Raw genomic sequence first — 14,696 nt, 5'->3', positions numbered from 1 at the left:
TCAGTCAGCCTTCTTGGTCGCGGCCTTGGCGGCCTTGGTGGATGGGGTCTGCGCCGCGAGGACGCTGGTCAGCTCCAGGCGCCCGGCACTGCGCAGCGCGCTGGCCTGGACATCGAGCAGGTCGAGTTCTTCGCCGACGCTCGACCAGTGCCCACCACCGGTAGGGAATGGCACGAGCACGGTGTATTTCTGGCGGATAGCCATATGCATGTTTCTCCAGAGACAAAAACGCAAAAACCCCGGGACGGGGCTTTGTTCAGGCGTAAAAAAACCGCTTGCGCGGCGGAAGAGTTACTTGAGGAATTCCGGCTTGGCCGGCCAGGCGACCGCATCCGGATCGCTGCCCTGCTCGGGAATATCCCGCAGCCCCTGGCGGTAGGCGGCGAACGCCGGACGATTGGCTTCGCCCATGGGGTAGTCGGGCATGGCGGCATAGTCACTGGCGGCCAGGTCTTCATCGCGCGCCTTGCGAATCATTTCCCACTTGATGATCGGATGCAGCTCGGCAGGTACAAAGGTAGGTTTCATGGTGTTGTTCCTTAGCTAATGGCCAGCATGGTGCCCCAGTCACCTGGATTGGTGACCGCGCCGGTGCAAGCACCGGCCAGCATGATTTCAATCAGTCCGTTGGACGAAGTTCGCATTGGATGCAAGTGGAAATAGGCTCCAAACAACGCCGAAGGAGACATCACGGTCGAGCACCAGCGCCATTTGCCCTTCTCGGCACCGTGACTCCAGGCGCCAGCGATCGACCCTTCAATCACTCGCACGAAAGCACCCAGGGTCAGCGAAGTGTTCAGCGGCACCGCAGCGGCACCGTTCGCCAATGCCTGGTCGCTGGCGTAGGGAAAGGCCAACCAGGGGCTGGAGTCGATCTGGGTCCATTTCATTTGCCAGACGTTGATCGCCCCGCGCCAATAGTCCGATGCCCGGATATCGAAATTCGGATACTGCTCCCGGACATCCGCCTGCACCTTCAGCATGAAGTCGACATCCGCAACCGGGCGCCCCATCGCCTGGGACACCGAAGAAATGGCACGCAGTTGAGTCGTGGTGACCTGGGCATGAATGCCCCAGTTGTCGATCAGTGTCCCGGCCGAGTTGGGTAAAAGGGTGAAGTTCTTGGTAACGGCCAGGCGTGGCAGGCGACCCTGGAGATCCGCAAGTTGCGAGTCATATTGCTGGCGAGCCTTGGCAATGGCCTGGTCGATCTCGCCGATCTTGCCCGTGACAGTATTGGTCAAGTTGTTCGCCGCGTTTACCACCGCGGCCAGTTGCTGTTCTGTACTCAAAGTCCTAACTCCTTAGATTGCGTTGCGACTGTTCACAACGGCGTTGCCTATTCAGCACCAGTGACTGAACCACTTCACTGGCACCTGCAAGCCTGATTCGAGGCCCGTCAGACGGTCCTTTTTTCCAGGGCTCGCAGGCGAAACAGCACGTCGAGGCCCCGGTTCATATGGTCGATGCTGGCCGCCGAGAGCGTGGCCAGCTCATCTGCCAGCAAGATGTTGAGATTCTCGCTCCCGACCACCACGGTCACGCTCTGGGCCGGCAACGGCGAGATATCCAGGGTGAATTTCTGCAGCACCCGGGCAGCGGCGGCCTTGTACGTCAGCAGCTTGCCGGCCACCGAATACACCGCCAGCAACGTACCGCTTGCCAGGTAGAAACCGAACTCGCCAATCTCGTATTCGTCCGCGCCATCGAACAGCGCCGCCATCCGTAGCTGGTTCGAACCCAGGTCCTCGTAATCCACGATTGCCACCCGTTGCCGCTCATCGCGAAGGCTGGTTTGCGAACCGCTCGGATCGTAGCGACCGGTACCGGCGCCGATGTGGGTGATCTGCCCTTTCAAGCCTTGGTTCTTGGCCGCCAGCACTTCCTCCAGACCGGCGGAAGTGAAGCGAACCAAGCGCGTAATGTCTTCTGTCATAGCTGCGCCCTGAGGTCGTAGTCGTTGATGGTGTAGTGCTGGGCAACCCCAGCATTGTTGAGTCGGGCATCGAGCCCGAATTCAGGCAGCACGCCGGCCAGGCACAGCTCGCCATCGCTCAATGGCGTAGCGGCCCCAGCGCCCAGGCCCAAAGCCCCATGCAGGCGGATCTGCGGCAATGCGCCCGGGTGGCTGTCATCGCCGATGCTCAGGCCCGGCTCGGCCGCCGCAGCCACGCCCAGGCCGGCAGCGGTCTGGTGAACCACGGTGATGGTGCCCTCGTCGCGCTCGCTCCTGGCGGCGTTGATGCGCCGTATCAAGCGGTTGTGATCGCCACTGGACCAGTCCCGCACGATGACGGCCTGCACATCGAAGGTGTAGGGGTGTGCCTGGGGCCGTTGTTCGTACCAGGCCGCGATATTGGGCTTGAAGCCCAGGGACTCGACCGCATGGCTCAAGGCCTTGTGGGTCCCGGCCTGGCGCTGGATCTGCCAGGACAACGCCACGGTCAGGCGCTTTTCGGCTTCACCGGCTCCGGCATCCCACTCGTTGACCCCACGGTCTGCGGCCAGGTAAGGCAGGAACTGCGCCGGGGTACGGGCCGGGTCCATCAACTGGGGAAACGGCGGTGCCACACGCTCCAGCAACCGGTCAAACCCCAGGTCGAGAGCCTTTTCCAGTGCCGAGCTGTTGCTCGGTAGCAAGCTCGAAGGTGCATTGTCTTCGTTCATAGAATCCGCACCTCCACTTCAACCCCCAGGCAATAAGGCGCCTGGAATGCACTGGTGACTATGGGCTGCAAAGGTTCGAGGATCTCCAGTTGCACCGCGCCAGCCTTGTGCAAGGTGAAATCGATCCAGCTCGGGTCGACCCGCCCCTCCAGGCGGTGACAGCTGTCGGCATAGGCCTGGAGCTGTTGCTGTGTCGCGACCTTGGTCAATCCGGAATCGGGTCCCGGATTGATCTTGGCCACCACGCGAATCCGGTAGGGCAAGATTTGCGCTGCCTGGACGGTGACCCGATCCGTTTCCGGCTTCACATCCGGGCGGGCGAAGTGCCTGCGCACGCCATCAAGCAATTCTGCCGACGGCGTGCCATCCCCGGAGCGTGACAGCACCGTCACCATCACCTCCCCCGGCGCCGTGCGCCGGGCATTGCCATCCTTGACCTGGGCGGCGAAGCCATCCGGGTCGAAGGTGTAGGTGACCGTCACCACCCCGGCGGCGCCGGAGTCGACCTTGACCACCGGCCGCTCCCCCAGGGTGAAGATCTCCCGTCGATACTGCATGCGCGAACCGGCCGCTGGCGCATGGGGCGCCAGGTAGTAGCGCAGCCGCGCATCGTCGTCGCTTTCGTATACCGGCGGCACCGGCGGAAAGGCCTGGTCGTCGCCCGGCACCAGCAGCTGGCGCTCCAGGCCCATGTCGGCCAGGCGCGCGTCCAGGTTGCTGCCAGTGGCCCACCACGCCAGCATCTGCCGGATCCGCGCGTTGTACTTGCGCTCGTGGGTCTGCAAGCGCACGCAGAAGGCCTCCAGGGCCATGGTCAGCAGTTCGCTTTCGTTGTCCAGGCTGGTGCGCAACTTGGTCGCCTGCTCCGGGGAACGGGCAGCCACATAGTCAAGGACGAAGGCCTTGAACTCGGCCAGCAACGGCTCGAACTCATCGACCTTGACGATCTCCGGTTCTTCGAGCTGGTTCTGCCCGGGAATCAGCATGCTCATGTCACCACCTCGAAGGATTGCCGGCGGTTGTTCCAGGTCCCGGCGAAGCGCAGCAGCAAGCCCGCGCCCTGGCGGCTGGCGACGATAACCTCGGGCTCGAAGTCGGCGATGCCGTTAGCCTTGTTGTAGAACGCCTCGGCGGCGTGGCTCTGGGCCAGGACCAACAGGTCGTCGCCAAGATTGCGCCCCAGCAACTGGGGAATCAGCGAACCGTACAGCGGCCGCTTCTGCCGGGTGCCCAAAGGGGTGGTCAGCGCCCGGGTGGCACGCTGGACAAATTGCAGCCAGTCATCGACCGCTGCCCCGGTGTATCTATCAACGCCGATCATGGCGAACTCCTTATGCGGTACTGATGACTCGGCCCTGGTGCTCCACCAGCGGGCCGCGCAAGTGCACACCTCCGGCGTCCAGCCGCAGGCCGCTGGCGCCCAGGCTCAGGTCCACGGCATCGGCAGTCATCACCAGGCGGGCATTGCCCAGGCTCAACTCCAGCGCCTCACGGCTGCCGCTGAATGCCGCCGGGCCGTTGCTCCAGTTCAGGGTGTGGCTGGTGTCGTCGTAGCTGCTCTGGCTGCCGTCGCGGTATTGCCGACGGGTCAGGCCGGCGACCGTGGAGGCCGGGGGAAAGCGCTGGCTGTTGAGGCCGAACAAAGCCACCGACTGGCCCCCGCCCTCCCCCGCGCCGTGGTTGAGCAACAGGCATTGCTCGCCCACCGAAGGAATGCGCGACTCGCTCTGCTCCCCGGCGCTGGGGTTGAAGAAACGGATGGCCGGGGTCAGCAGGTCGCCATGGCTGACCCGGCAGGTATTGCTGGCGGCGTCCACCGAATGGCAAACGCCGATCCGGCAGAAACTCTCGGCACGCCGATGCAGGTCGTCCAGCTCGGTTTCCATCTCGGCCAGGCGCTCGATGATCGGGGCCAGTTGCACCCTAAGGAAGGCATCGAACATGGTTCAGTCCTCCAGGGCTCGGTATTGGCTCGGATCGTCGATGCTGGAGACTTCCCAGGTGCGGGCAAACAACGGCTTGCCCACAGGGTCATCCAGCAGCGCCGGCCCCAGGTAGATGGCCTGGTCGAAACTCAAGCTCCAGGCGTCATGGGTCGACTGCGGATCGGTCACCGGCAAAGGCTGCGCGACGATGTTGCCCGCCGCGCCACACTGCTCGGCCGACCAGCCCCAGCGGTTATCCGCCAGCACCGTCAGCAGCCGGCTGGCCAGGTCCCAGGCGGCCTGGGTCGAACCCGCCTGGCGCGGCACACACAGCTGCAGGACGATGCGCAGCAACTGCACCTGGCGCCCCTGGGAGGAACGCGGGGCCTGCTGGTTACGCTCGATATCCAGCAAAAACCACGGCTGCCCGGAGGTGTTGCCGAAGTCCTGGCGCGTGCCCACCTGCAGGCCTGGTTCGGCCTGGCGCAAGCCTCGCTCGATGGCCTGCAGCAGTTCGGAAGGTTTACGAATATCCGGTACGGACATGAAAGTCTCCTGTTCCCCTCAGGGATGCCGGGCCACCGCTGGGGCGCCCTGCAGCAGCGCCTGGGACTCGCGCACCCACTGCTGCAACGCCTTCAGTTGCTCGGCGTTGGCGTGGCACTGGTTGTAGTTGTCGACGACGCTGGCGGCGACGGTAGAGAGTGCAAGGCCCGAGGCGGCGCCATCAGTGCCGCGGGGGCCTCCGGCCACGGGCAGGTTGCGGGCGCCGGCGTCGTGCACCCGGACAAAACCGGCAGGCACCACGCAAGCACTATCAGCGGCTTGGGAAACATAGATAGGAACCTCCTTGGTAATCGTGGCGCCCGCCTGGTACACCTTGACGATGCGGTCGACGTACTCGACCACCACCTTCTCCTTGACCGTACCCAGGGCCTGGCCCTGTTCGAAGGACTGGCGCAGGCGCGCCTCGTCCAGGACGTGGTTGCGGCTACGCTCGCTGCCGACCCCGGTGATGTAGCCCAGGGCATAGAGCAGCCCGGCCATGACCGCCACGGCCAGCCAACTGCGAATGTTCATGCTGATTCTCCTTGGCGCAGGCCGGCGGCCTCAGGCTGCCGGCAGGCCCAGTACCGAGCGCGCCCGGCCCCAGAGCTGGCGGCGATCTTCCAGGCCGTTCAAGCCGCCATTGATGCGCCGGGTGATGGCGTTGAACTCATCACGATCGGCCAGGGCATTGAGCCCCGCCCTCTCCCAGAACCAGGCTGCCGATTCGGCGGCCCATTGCGCCTGCTCCAGCAGCTCGGGCAACTCCAGCAGGCGCTCGTCGCCGAACAGGCCGAGGCTGCACTGGCGATAGTTGCTGCGCCCGGTGACCTGGATCAGCCCACGCCCGCGATAGCGCTGGCCGTCGCCATCGGCCTCGGGGGTATTGCCCAGCCGCGCGGCCAGGGTGCCGGTGTCGTACTTGCTCAGGTACTGGTCGTTGCCCAGCTCGCGCACGTACTGCAACTGCCCCGATTCATGGCCGATCTGCGCCAGGAACGCCGCCTGGCGCTTGGGCGTATCGATCTGCCGGCGAGCCATGGCAGCGTTGAGCGGGGATACGAAAACGCCCGCTTGGCGGCGGGCGTTCGGCATGATCTTGAGCAACTGCTCTTCAGTGATCGACATAGAGGATTCCTTTCATTTGTTCTTCCCACGAAACAGCGCGAACAGTGGGTTGGATGAGCTCCTGGACTCGGCCGAAATCGATTCGGCCACCGCCAGTTGCGGGCGCAGCGCCTGCTGCGGAAAAGCCTGCTGGACAGGCCAGTCGCGCAACTGCTGGCGATACTGCTGCAAGCTGGCGAACTCGGCGGCCGAGAGACTCGTGTCTACCCCAGCCTCCAGTTGGTCGCGATGCCGGGCCACCATCCCATCGGTTTGCAGCAACTGCGCGTCGCGCCAGCTACGTTCGTTCTCCTGTAGCCACTGCGCATCGGGGGCCGGCAAGTCGACCAGGACCGGATAACCATCGTCCCTGGCGGCCATTTTCTTCGGGCTCAGGGCCAGCTCGCTCAACAGCGAATGCCAGTAGCGCTCGGGCACCTCCACCACATCGTCCGGCATGTCGCTGCCATGGATCGCCGGCAAGTAGGCACCACAGGTGCTTGGGCTGAAAAAGATCGTCGAGTTGTTCATTCAGTACCCCACTACTCGGTAATAGATGAGCCACTGCGAGCTGTTCCCCAAGTGGTTGAAAACCCTCAGCTGGCAACCTTGGTTGGTTACCTTGTTCCATACCGCAATCACCATGGCCGCACCGGTGCCGGCATGGTTGGCCACAATGGAGCGCACGCCATTTGGAAAGGCAACCGGAAAGGTGACGTAGGCGTCACCGGATTCATTGCTGGTGCAAATTCCCCACTGATCGATGATGCCGCTCGGATGTCGCTGAAAACCCGAAGCGCCATACGAAGCGCTGAACATGGGCGAATACTTCAGCGCGGCATCGCCGTCGTCCAGGCTCCAGCCGCGGTCATACAGGTTGCGCCGGAACACCGCCCGGGTACCTGCGGTGAAGGTCATCGGGCCACTGCTGGCACCGGAGATCTGCGAAAGGTTGTCACCAGCCCGGCCCTGCACGGTAAAGGCTGCGCCCCAGCCAAACACCGTGACCAGGCCACCGGGTGCCACCGCCGCCCACTCGGGCAAGGTCACGGTCACCGGGGCCGTCAGGGCAATCAGCTTGCCGACATCGCCAGGGGCCAGGGCCACGTCGCGATCATAGTTGGCTTGCCCCGAGTAACTGCCCAGGGCCCGTTGCACGAACTCGGTGGTCGCGACCTTGCTGCTCGCATCGAACTTCGGCGCCGTATCGAAAGCCCCCTTGCCACGCAAGGCGGTCAGCAGCTGGTTGTTCACCCCTTCGACCGGTGTGGTACCCGAGGCCCGGATAACGTTCAACAATTCTTCGGTCACCGAATTGCCCCAGCTCGCGGAAATCAGCGACCCGGGGGTTCCCGCCACGGCATCCTCATCCACGAACCTGCCGTTGACCAAGCCAACGCTGGGCACGCTCCTTGGATAATCCATTGTTTAACTCCTGCCATCTCTGGCTTTTCGACTGACGAGCACAGTCCCGCCATTTATGGCGGTGCTCGGTCAGGACAGCTCACGCTGAAGATGAATATCAGTGCCGCATCAGGACGAAGCTTCCGGTGCCGGTTGCGCGGGCTTCCTGGCCCGGGTGCGCTTCACCGCGGGAGCCGCTGCCGGTGCCGGCATCACTTGTACGGGGCGCTTGTCGCTAGCGGGGAATTCGTCCTGGGCCGGCCATTGGCGCAACAGCCGCCGATAATCCTGCAGGCTCTGGAATTGAGCCGCCGACAAGCTGGTGGCGCCACCGGCGTCCAGCTCATCGCGATGGCGCGCCACCACGCCGTCGGTCTCCTGCAATTGGCCGTCGCGCCAGGCGCGCTCGATCAGCGCCAAGGTCTCGGCCGAAGGCCCGGGGCGTTCCACCAGGATCGGCCGGCCCAACTCGTCGGCGGCGATGGCCTGGCCCTGGGCCTGTCCCTCGAACAGCTTCTGGTACTCCAGGTCGGTGATCTTCACCGCCTGCTCCAGCAGCGCCGGTTCATGCTCGTCGGAGCACAGGAACCCCAAGGTCTGCGCTAGAAAATACTTGCTCATTCAATACCCCCAAACCAGGATGCGGCCGCCAATGGGATTGGGCACCGGTACGTTGTTGCCGATGATGTCCCGGGACTTGGCCACCACCACCGCCTTGTTGCTGCTGGGCAGGTCGAAGGCCCAGACCGTGGTCCGGCCCGTGGCACCCCAGCCCAGGGGATTGAGTTCGTTGGCAATGCCGCCCAGTACCGCGTTGGGAAACTGGATAGGCAACGAGACGATCATGTTGCCATTGCTGTCGGAACCACCGGCGATCCACTGCACGATCAAGCCACTGGGCAATTTCTGATAACCCGTGGTGTTCAATGAACAGGCAAAACCCGGCATGTAGCGCATCGGTACGCTGCCCAGCAGCGCCGTCCACTCGCCATTGAGATGCTTGACCAGCACCACCGAATCGCCCACGCCGAATTCGAAGCTACTCAGGTAGCCGTTGCCGACGGCGATCTTGTCGCCACCATTGACCACCACGGTCATGGTCCCGGTGCCGGTGTTCATCAGGTACAGGGCGCTGCCATTGGCGATGGCCGGTCCGGCCGCGGGCAAGGTGATGCTGTAGCCGCCATAACCGAAGCGCACGCAACGACCGATATCGGCGGCGGTCAGGGTGGTGGCCGCGTTGTAGACCGCCACATCGCGCAGCGAGCCCAGGGCGCGTTGCACGAACTCGGTGGTGGCCGCCGACTTACCGTTGTCGAACTGCGGTTTGGTCTGGAACAGCGCACCGCTGCGCAGCGCGGTGATCAGCTGGTTGTTGCTGCCTTCCAGCGGAGCGATGCCCGCGGCCGACAGCACATTGAGGATTTCATCGGTGATCGCGTTGCCCCAGCTGGCCGGGATCAGCGACCCCGGCGTGCCGGCAACCGGGTTTTCATCGATGAACCGGCCATTGACCAGCCCGGAGCTGGGCACGCTTTTTGGATAGTCCACAGGTGATGTCCTGATAAGGACGCCCACCGCTACGTCCCGGGTGCAACGCGGCTCGGCCAGCGGCCAGGCAACGTCGGCACCCGGGTGGCGGGCAGGCGTCTTGAGATGATTGAAAACGGCTCGAAGGATTCGTGCCGGTCATTGGCCAGGCAGATTGCCTGGCAACCATTGGGGGGCCTGCGGGCGCGCCGCCACGGCCGGAAACCCCTGGCAACCGGGCCATTCGCGCAGGGCCTGGCGGTACTCCAGCAACTCCAGGTACTGCTGCGCGCTAAGGCTGGTGCCGCGTCCCAGGTCCTGTTCATCGCGGTGCCGGGCCGCCAGCCACTGGCTGGCTTCCAGGCTGTCGCTGCGCCATTGGCGCTCCCGGGCTTCCGCCCCCTGGGCCACCACTTCGGCCACATGGGCCCGGGCCACGGCCTCCAGCTTGTCGCCTGGCGGTGTCGCCAGCGGCGCAGCCACCGGCTCACTTGCCTCAGCCACCGCAGCCGGCACTGGGCTGGCCTGCAACTCCATGCCCACCCGCACTTCGCGCCCCGGGGGCGCAGGGTGGATGGACGCGAGGAACTGCGGGGCGAACAAATCAGCGATGGTGTAGTCGCCGGTCTCGATCAACTCGACCACCACGCCCTCTTCCACACGGACATAACGGGCCATCACGCGTACTCCCAGATTTCACAAAAGCCATTGCCACCGGCGCCGCTCAAGCAGGCGGCAGTGGCTAGGAACGAACAACTGCCGCCGCCTCCCGAACCACGCACCCCGGGGAGGCCTATGTTGTTCAGTCCGGTAGCGGCAGTCCCGCCGTCGAACGGACTGGCTGCGCCGCAGCCCGCCAACGTTCCCCAGTTCGGATTGTTCATGGCATAACCGCCCTGTATGCCACGGGCGCTGGAAAGGTTGCCGCCCGTCACCACTTGACCTCCTGCGCCCCCCTGGACGAATCCGGGGGCATCCGACACAAAGGTGATCACCTGGCCACCCATACCTCCAGAAGCACTCATGTAGCTGCCGAAAGAGGCGCTACCGCCGCTGGCGCCCACCGCCGTTCGCGCCTCGCCACCGGCACCCAGGGTAATGGGCACCCCCGCCAGCATCTGTGAGGTCACATCGAACAAGCCCTCAGCATAGGCGCCAGAACCACCGCCACCGCCCACGGTGAAACTACCTGCAGGCACCGGCTGGCAGCCGCCGCCGGAACCACCAGCGCCCACCAGGCGCACGCGAATGCGCTTGGCCCTGGGGTCGGGTCGGTACAGGGTGATGCCCACGGTTTCGAACTGCTTCACCGCCAACAGGCGTCCGCTGGCATCGCTAATGCCGTAGCCGCCCAGGGTGGTGGGGGTGTTCTTCAAGCGCTTGAAGTCGAGCAACTCGCCAATGGCCTGGGTCAGCTGGTCACTCTTGCGTTCATCCGGCACCAGGCCGGCCGCCTTGATGACGTTGAGGATCTCCTGGGTGACGCCATTGCCCCAGTCGGCGGGAATCAGCGATCCCGGCGAGCCGGTCAGCGGGTTTTCATCGACGAAGCGGCCATTGACCAGGCCCGCACTGGGTACGCTTTTCGGGTAATCCATGGTTCATGTCCTGTCAGTGGGGCAACTTCGCCAGCCACTTGGGCGGCTCGGGTCGCGCTTGGGTTTGCGACTCGCCGGCCGAGGCCGGCCAGTCCCGCAGGGCCTGGCGGTAAGCCAGCAGCTTGGCGAACTGCTTGCGCCCCAGGGTCGCCGGGGTGCCAGCGTCGAGTTCATCGCGGTGGCGGGCCACCAGCCAATCGGTCCCGGCCAGGGCCGTGCGGCGCCAGTCGCGTTCGGCTTGCAAAAGCGGCTGCTGTGGTTCGGCGCCAAGGCTGTCCGGAGCCGGGCTGAACAGCTCATCCTGGTAGCGCCAGCCGACGGTCACCGCAAGGCCTGGCGGCAGCTCGACGCCACCGTCGATATCACCGCTCACCAGGGCCGTCACGACGCCCTGTTCGATAAAGGCTTTCATCCCTAGGCCTCCCATCTGACACGGGCGTTGATCAACCCGACAACACTTGTGACGTTCTGCGCCCAGGACAGGATCAGCACGCGCCCCATATAGCGATCGCTGAAACCTCCTTCGGGCATGGCCGATGTCGCCGCCCTGAAGTTATGGCCAGTGTCCTCGGCCACGATGGTGTAGTCGGTCTTGACGTAGTCGTCGTAGTCCATCATTCCCGCAACGTAGGCCCGGGGTTTCCTGGCCCAGTTCAGGGGCAACGAGTAACTGCCGCTAGCTCCGGACCAGACCCCCACGGCTTCCAGCCGCGCCTTGTTGGCCAGCAAAGTCAGCTTGGGCAAGGTCCCGGCACCGGCGGTGACCACCTTGGCCAGGAGCATGTCGATGCAGGTGGAATCGAAACCGCCTCCGGAGGCGCCGGCGGCGCCCTTGAGCGCAGGGGGAACGGCATCGTTGTCGGTGCCCTTTTGCAGGTAGCAACCCAACGCCCCACCCATGACCTGCATGCGCAAGAAATAGGTGCTGTTGATATCCAGGTCAGGGGAAATCCAGGGCACGCTGTACAGCGCCCGCGGACGGGCGGTGATGCCCACCAGGGCTTCTTCGCCCAGGCTGACCAGCACCCCGCCGGGCACCATGACCGTGCAGCCCGCCGCAGCCGTACCCGGTGTCACCGCGATACGCCCGTCGGCCGTGGCCACGGTGGGAAAGGCCAACGCGGCCAGGGGCTGGGCATCCTGGGCCAGCACGCCCTTCAAGGCCCTGAGCAGCTGGTCCGATTCGCTTTCGGCTGGCGTGATGCCCGCCGCACGAATCACATTGAGCAACTCCTCGGTCACGCCATTGCCCCAGGCGGCGGTGATCAACGAGCCGGGCGTCCCGGTCAGCGGGTTTTCGTCGGCGAACCGGCCGTTGACCAGCCCCGCGCTGGGCACACTTCTGGGAAAGTCCATCACCTGCCCTCTAGTCGTAATTGATATGCACCCGGGTATGGGCCGGGGCGCTGCGGTGGATCAGGCACTCCAGGGCCGATCCGGGGTTCATGCCAAAGCGTTCGCCCCAGTAGCTGGCGCCGTAGCGCCGCCCGAGCAGCAACCGGCCGCCGGTGTTGAGCGTCCACATGAACTGCGCCTGCCAGGTGCCGAAGTGCGCCGAGCCGAAGCGGGCGCGACCCATGCGCGGAGCCTCCAGCTCGGTAATGGTGGCGTTGGGGTAACCCTGGCTGCGGGCGATTTCCACGTAGTAGCTCAGCGCCTGGCTACCCACCGCCAGCAAGCGCCGGCGCACCGCCAGGCGGCGGTCGTCGAACAGCGGCGTGGCCCCCAGGCAGGGGTCGGGCAGCTCCATTACCCGCTCCCAGTCCGGCACCAGCTCGCTGACCCCGGCCGGGTCCATCTCGTTGAGCAGGTCGGCGGCCCGGGCATCCAGGCGCGCCAGTTCCTGGGCGATGCCTTCGAGCACCTGCTCCAGTTCCGGTACGTGCTCCGGGTCCCAGGCCGGGCCGCTGGGCAGCAAGCTGCGCAGTTGTTCCTGGTACTGGGCCGCGCTTCTCATTCCAGCCATACACAACCTCCGAAGGTCAGCAGCTGGTTGTTGGCGGCCGGTACGTCGGCGCTGGGCGCCATCAGCTTGTGGTCGTTCTCGCCGGTGGCACTGCTGATGGCTTCGGCGATATGGGTCAGCAGCAAGGTTTCGCCGAGACCGGCTTCACGGTGGTGCAGGTCGCGCAACTGCGCTTCCACCGCGGCGCGCACGGCGCTGGTGTCCGGGCTCAGGCGCAGGCGATAGGTCACCGGCTGCTGCACCGGGGCCAGTACGTGGACCTCGGCGGTCACCGGCCGCAGCGGCTCGATATGCGCTTGCACCTCGGCCAGTTGCGCGGCATCCGGCACCGGGTGCGGATCGTCGTCACGCATCACGAACAGGCCCACGGTGCCCGGCCCGAGGTAGCTGCCGCGGCACCAGGCGCGGGTCACGCCGGGGCACTCCAGGGCCCAGGTCTCGTAGTCCTGGGCCGAGCCGCCATGGGGAATGACCCGGTACGAACGGACCACCCGCGAGCGCAGCGACTCCAGGCTTTCGCGCGCAACGCCGCCCACCAACCCTGGCGCCAGCACCGTGAAGCTGCCGCTGATGCCCTGGATCGGCTGCACCGGGATCAGGCTCAGGCCCGCCTCGGCATTGCCCAGGGAACCGGCATCCAGGGCAGCGATGCTGGTGCTGTTCAGGCCGCTGCTGGTGGTCCGCGCGGCGGTCACCTTGTAGCTGCGGCCATCGCTGGACTGCAGCAGCGTATCGACATCCAGCACCGCCCCGGCCGAAGCCATGAAGCTGACGTTGCCGCTGGCCGCCTGGGCGGCCTTGCGTGGCTGGTTCAGGCGCAGTGCGGCGATCCGTTCCAGGGTCGACTCATCGGCCTTGTCCGGCAGGATCTGCTCGGCGATCCAATCCAGGTAGCCATACAGGCCAAAGGCGGCGCCGCTGAGGGTTCGGGCCAGGACTTGGGCATCGGACTGGCGCAGCGAATCGCTGGCCAGGTCGCTTTGGGTGCGCTTGATCAGCACCGGCAGCGAAGGCGTTTCAAACGGCATAGGTCACCTGCCAACTGTGTTCGGGGTTGATGTCCAGGCGCTCGCCACCGGCCAGTACCAGCACGATGCGCAGGTTCAGGCGTTGGGCGTCGAGGCGTTCGCTGCTGATGTCCACGGCGCTGCAATGGCCATCGTCGATCAGCCATTGCAGGGCTTCGCGGGCGTAGAACTCGGCATCGAGCTGGGTCTGGCGGGTCAGCTTGACCCGGCGCAGCAACCACAGCCGCGAGCCGATGCGGTCGTCGGCCACCGTGGGAAAACTGTCGCCCCACCAGCCGAAGCGCTCGTCATCGTCGAGCACGTCATCGTCGGCGGCGCGGCGCCAGGTGTAGAGGCTGATCAGCACCGCGCGGGTCAGCGCGGTCTTGAGGTCGTGGCTGAGGAACATCATGGGCCTCCCACCGGTGCGCCGGTCTGGCCGGGGCCCGGCTGCACGCCGGCATGCGGGTGGCGCATCTGGCTGATGCCGCCGGCCACCTGGTCGCCCTGGGAGACGATCTTGCCGGTCTGGGTCAGGGTCGGCGTATCGATGTTCACCGCCGTGGCCGCGCGAATGTTCAGGGTGTCGGTCTGGATATCGATCACCCGGCCACGCTTGAAGTGCACCTTGTCGCCTTCGTCGGTGTAGATGGCTACCTCGCCGGGTGCCAGGGCCTGGAGGCGATAGCGGCGGTCAGCGACCACCAGCACCACGGCGTGGGAGCGGTCGCCACCGAGGAAGGTGGCGATGCCTTCGGCCCCGGCCAGCGGATTGCTGGTGAAACCGTAGGGCTCGAAATGCTCCATGTCGTCATTCACCTCGCCGGCGGTCAGGCGCATCTGGAGCGATTGCAATTTGTTGGCCGAGTTGGCGAGCACGACGGTGCCGCGCGCCAACAGGCGTGTCAGTAGGCTCATGGTGGATTCCTTGGCTGGCCCGGGCCCG

General features: G+C 65.3%; 23 protein-coding genes. All 23 read right to left on the bottom strand.

Annotated elements, in window-relative coordinates; all coding sequences use genetic code 11:
• On the bottom strand, positions 1-204 hold the full coding sequence (locus tag I9018_RS06420; RefSeq protein ID WP_022642635.1) for a hypothetical protein: 204 nt from the start codon (positions 202-204) through the stop codon (positions 1-3).
• Positions 205-291: 87 nt separating this feature from the next.
• On the bottom strand, positions 292-528 hold the full coding sequence (locus I9018_RS06415; RefSeq protein ID WP_053135617.1) for a tail fiber assembly protein: 237 nt from the start codon (positions 526-528) through the stop codon (positions 292-294).
• A gap of 11 nt (positions 529-539) precedes the next feature.
• Positions 540-1,292, bottom strand: a complete 753-nt coding sequence (locus I9018_RS06410; protein ID WP_085599271.1) for a hypothetical protein — start codon at positions 1,290-1,292, stop codon at positions 540-542.
• A gap of 107 nt (positions 1,293-1,399) precedes the next feature.
• Positions 1,400-1,936 carry a phage tail protein gene (locus tag I9018_RS06405; RefSeq protein WP_068580518.1) on the bottom strand — a complete coding sequence of 179 codons (537 nt, stop codon included), beginning with the start codon at positions 1,934-1,936 and terminating at the stop codon, positions 1,400-1,402.
• Complete coding sequence (locus I9018_RS06400; RefSeq protein ID WP_241109010.1) at positions 1,933-2,667, bottom strand: phage tail protein I; 735 nt, start codon at positions 2,665-2,667, stop codon at positions 1,933-1,935. The genes I9018_RS06405 and I9018_RS06400 overlap by 4 nt, the downstream gene beginning before the upstream one ends.
• Positions 2,664-3,659: a baseplate J/gp47 family protein gene (locus I9018_RS06395; protein WP_068580513.1), complete on the bottom strand. Its 996-nt coding sequence runs from the start codon at positions 3,657-3,659 to the stop codon at positions 2,664-2,666. The genes I9018_RS06400 and I9018_RS06395 overlap by 4 nt, the downstream gene beginning before the upstream one ends.
• Positions 3,656-3,988 carry a phage baseplate protein gene (locus tag I9018_RS06390; RefSeq protein ID WP_124345890.1) on the bottom strand — a complete coding sequence of 111 codons (333 nt, stop codon included), beginning with the start codon at positions 3,986-3,988 and terminating at the stop codon, positions 3,656-3,658. Before I9018_RS06390 ends, I9018_RS06395 begins: the two co-directional genes overlap by 4 nt.
• A 10-nt stretch (positions 3,989-3,998) precedes the next feature.
• On the bottom strand, positions 3,999-4,610 hold the full coding sequence (locus I9018_RS06385; RefSeq protein WP_022642629.1) for a phage baseplate assembly protein V: 612 nt from the start codon (positions 4,608-4,610) through the stop codon (positions 3,999-4,001).
• Positions 4,611-4,613: 3 nt separating this feature from the next.
• Positions 4,614-5,138: a hypothetical protein gene (locus I9018_RS06380; protein WP_241109009.1), complete on the bottom strand. Its 525-nt coding sequence runs from the start codon at positions 5,136-5,138 to the stop codon at positions 4,614-4,616.
• 18 nt (positions 5,139-5,156) lie between these two features.
• On the bottom strand, positions 5,157-5,672 hold the full coding sequence (locus tag I9018_RS06375) for a hypothetical protein (protein WP_124345887.1): 516 nt from the start codon (positions 5,670-5,672) through the stop codon (positions 5,157-5,159).
• A 30-nt stretch (positions 5,673-5,702) separates the two neighbouring features.
• A complete protein-coding gene (locus tag I9018_RS06370; protein WP_022642626.1) occupies positions 5,703-6,266 on the bottom strand; it encodes a glycoside hydrolase family 19 protein in 564 nt (187 codons plus the stop codon).
• Between the two features lie 12 nt (positions 6,267-6,278).
• Positions 6,279-6,776, bottom strand: coding sequence for a phage tail assembly chaperone (locus I9018_RS06365; RefSeq protein ID WP_241109008.1), 498 nt, complete (start codon positions 6,774-6,776; stop codon positions 6,279-6,281).
• A complete protein-coding gene (locus I9018_RS06360) occupies positions 6,777-7,670 on the bottom strand; it encodes a phage tail protein (protein WP_241109007.1) in 894 nt (297 codons plus the stop codon).
• Positions 7,671-7,778: 108 nt separating this feature from the next.
• Complete coding sequence (locus I9018_RS06355) at positions 7,779-8,270, bottom strand: phage tail protein (protein ID WP_241109006.1); 492 nt, start codon at positions 8,268-8,270, stop codon at positions 7,779-7,781.
• Positions 8,271-9,200, bottom strand: a complete 930-nt coding sequence (locus I9018_RS06350) for a phage tail protein (protein WP_241109005.1) — start codon at positions 9,198-9,200, stop codon at positions 8,271-8,273.
• Between the two features lie 138 nt (positions 9,201-9,338).
• Positions 9,339-9,857, bottom strand: coding sequence for a phage tail assembly chaperone (locus I9018_RS06345; RefSeq protein ID WP_241109004.1), 519 nt, complete (start codon positions 9,855-9,857; stop codon positions 9,339-9,341).
• Complete coding sequence (locus I9018_RS06340; protein ID WP_241109003.1) at positions 9,857-10,777, bottom strand: hypothetical protein; 921 nt, start codon at positions 10,775-10,777, stop codon at positions 9,857-9,859. Before I9018_RS06340 ends, I9018_RS06345 begins: the two co-directional genes overlap by 1 nt.
• A gap of 13 nt (positions 10,778-10,790) precedes the next feature.
• The gene (locus I9018_RS06335; protein WP_241109002.1) at positions 10,791-11,189 is read right to left on the bottom strand and encodes a phage tail assembly chaperone; all 399 of its coding nucleotides are present in this window, start codon (positions 11,187-11,189) and stop codon (positions 10,791-10,793) included.
• Positions 11,190-11,191: 2 nt separating this feature from the next.
• A complete protein-coding gene (locus tag I9018_RS06330; RefSeq protein WP_241109001.1) occupies positions 11,192-12,133 on the bottom strand; it encodes a hypothetical protein in 942 nt (313 codons plus the stop codon).
• A gap of 10 nt (positions 12,134-12,143) precedes the next feature.
• Entirely contained in the window at positions 12,144-12,743 is a 600-nt protein-coding gene (locus I9018_RS06325; protein WP_124345881.1) for a putative phage tail protein, read from the bottom strand.
• Positions 12,731-13,771: a baseplate J/gp47 family protein gene (locus tag I9018_RS06320; RefSeq protein ID WP_241109000.1), complete on the bottom strand. Its 1,041-nt coding sequence runs from the start codon at positions 13,769-13,771 to the stop codon at positions 12,731-12,733. The genes I9018_RS06325 and I9018_RS06320 overlap by 13 nt, the downstream gene beginning before the upstream one ends.
• Complete coding sequence (locus tag I9018_RS06315; protein WP_022642616.1) at positions 13,761-14,159, bottom strand: phage GP46 family protein; 399 nt, start codon at positions 14,157-14,159, stop codon at positions 13,761-13,763. Before I9018_RS06315 ends, I9018_RS06320 begins: the two co-directional genes overlap by 11 nt.
• Entirely contained in the window at positions 14,159-14,668 is a 510-nt protein-coding gene (locus I9018_RS06310; RefSeq protein ID WP_068580487.1) for a phage baseplate assembly protein V, read from the bottom strand. Before I9018_RS06310 ends, I9018_RS06315 begins: the two co-directional genes overlap by 1 nt.
• Positions 14,669-14,696: the final 28 nt, after the last annotated feature.

Origin of the sequence: Pseudomonas sp. MPFS (assembly GCF_022537035.1) — a bacterium.
GTDB lineage: Bacteria > Pseudomonadota > Gammaproteobacteria > Pseudomonadales > Pseudomonadaceae > Aquipseudomonas > Aquipseudomonas sessilinigenes.
This window is presented reverse-complemented; position numbering and strand designations above follow the sequence as displayed.

What these genes read in the sequence shown, in the direction of transcription:
- I9018_RS06420 (WP_022642635.1), bottom strand. Translation starts at nt 204, where the DNA reads ATGGCTATCCGCCAGAAATACACCGTGCTCGTGCCATTCCCTACCGGT.
- I9018_RS06415 (WP_053135617.1), bottom strand. Translation starts at nt 528, where the DNA reads ATGAAACCTACCTTTGTACCTGCCGAGCTGCATCCGATCATCAAGTGG.
- I9018_RS06405 (WP_068580518.1), bottom strand. Translation starts at nt 1,936, where the DNA reads ATGACAGAAGACATTACGCGCTTGGTTCGCTTCACTTCCGCCGGTCTG.
- I9018_RS06400 (WP_241109010.1), bottom strand. Translation starts at nt 2,667, where the DNA reads ATGAACGAAGACAATGCACCTTCGAGCTTGCTACCGAGCAACAGCTCG.
- I9018_RS06395 (WP_068580513.1), bottom strand. Translation starts at nt 3,659, where the DNA reads ATGAGCATGCTGATTCCCGGGCAGAACCAGCTCGAAGAACCGGAGATC.
- I9018_RS06390 (WP_124345890.1), bottom strand. Translation starts at nt 3,988, where the DNA reads ATGATCGGCGTTGATAGATACACCGGGGCAGCGGTCGATGACTGGCTG.
- I9018_RS06385 (WP_022642629.1), bottom strand. Translation starts at nt 4,610, where the DNA reads ATGTTCGATGCCTTCCTTAGGGTGCAACTGGCCCCGATCATCGAGCGC.
- I9018_RS06380 (WP_241109009.1), bottom strand. Translation starts at nt 5,138, where the DNA reads ATGTCCGTACCGGATATTCGTAAACCTTCCGAACTGCTGCAGGCCATC.
- I9018_RS06375 (WP_124345887.1), bottom strand. Translation starts at nt 5,672, where the DNA reads ATGAACATTCGCAGTTGGCTGGCCGTGGCGGTCATGGCCGGGCTGCTC.
- I9018_RS06370 (WP_022642626.1), bottom strand. Translation starts at nt 6,266, where the DNA reads ATGTCGATCACTGAAGAGCAGTTGCTCAAGATCATGCCGAACGCCCGC.
- I9018_RS06365 (WP_241109008.1), bottom strand. Translation starts at nt 6,776, where the DNA reads ATGAACAACTCGACGATCTTTTTCAGCCCAAGCACCTGTGGTGCCTAC.
- I9018_RS06360 (WP_241109007.1), bottom strand. Translation starts at nt 7,670, where the DNA reads ATGGATTATCCAAGGAGCGTGCCCAGCGTTGGCTTGGTCAACGGCAGG.
- I9018_RS06355 (WP_241109006.1), bottom strand. Translation starts at nt 8,270, where the DNA reads ATGAGCAAGTATTTTCTAGCGCAGACCTTGGGGTTCCTGTGCTCCGAC.
- I9018_RS06345 (WP_241109004.1), bottom strand. Translation starts at nt 9,857, where the DNA reads ATGGCCCGTTATGTCCGTGTGGAAGAGGGCGTGGTGGTCGAGTTGATC.
- I9018_RS06340 (WP_241109003.1), bottom strand. Translation starts at nt 10,777, where the DNA reads ATGGATTACCCGAAAAGCGTACCCAGTGCGGGCCTGGTCAATGGCCGC.
- I9018_RS06335 (WP_241109002.1), bottom strand. Translation starts at nt 11,189, where the DNA reads ATGAAAGCCTTTATCGAACAGGGCGTCGTGACGGCCCTGGTGAGCGGT.
- I9018_RS06330 (WP_241109001.1), bottom strand. Translation starts at nt 12,133, where the DNA reads ATGGACTTTCCCAGAAGTGTGCCCAGCGCGGGGCTGGTCAACGGCCGG.
- I9018_RS06325 (WP_124345881.1), bottom strand. Translation starts at nt 12,743, where the DNA reads ATGGCTGGAATGAGAAGCGCGGCCCAGTACCAGGAACAACTGCGCAGC.
- I9018_RS06320 (WP_241109000.1), bottom strand. Translation starts at nt 13,771, where the DNA reads ATGCCGTTTGAAACGCCTTCGCTGCCGGTGCTGATCAAGCGCACCCAA.
- I9018_RS06315 (WP_022642616.1), bottom strand. Translation starts at nt 14,159, where the DNA reads ATGTTCCTCAGCCACGACCTCAAGACCGCGCTGACCCGCGCGGTGCTG.
- I9018_RS06310 (WP_068580487.1), bottom strand. Translation starts at nt 14,668, where the DNA reads ATGAGCCTACTGACACGCCTGTTGGCGCGCGGCACCGTCGTGCTCGCC.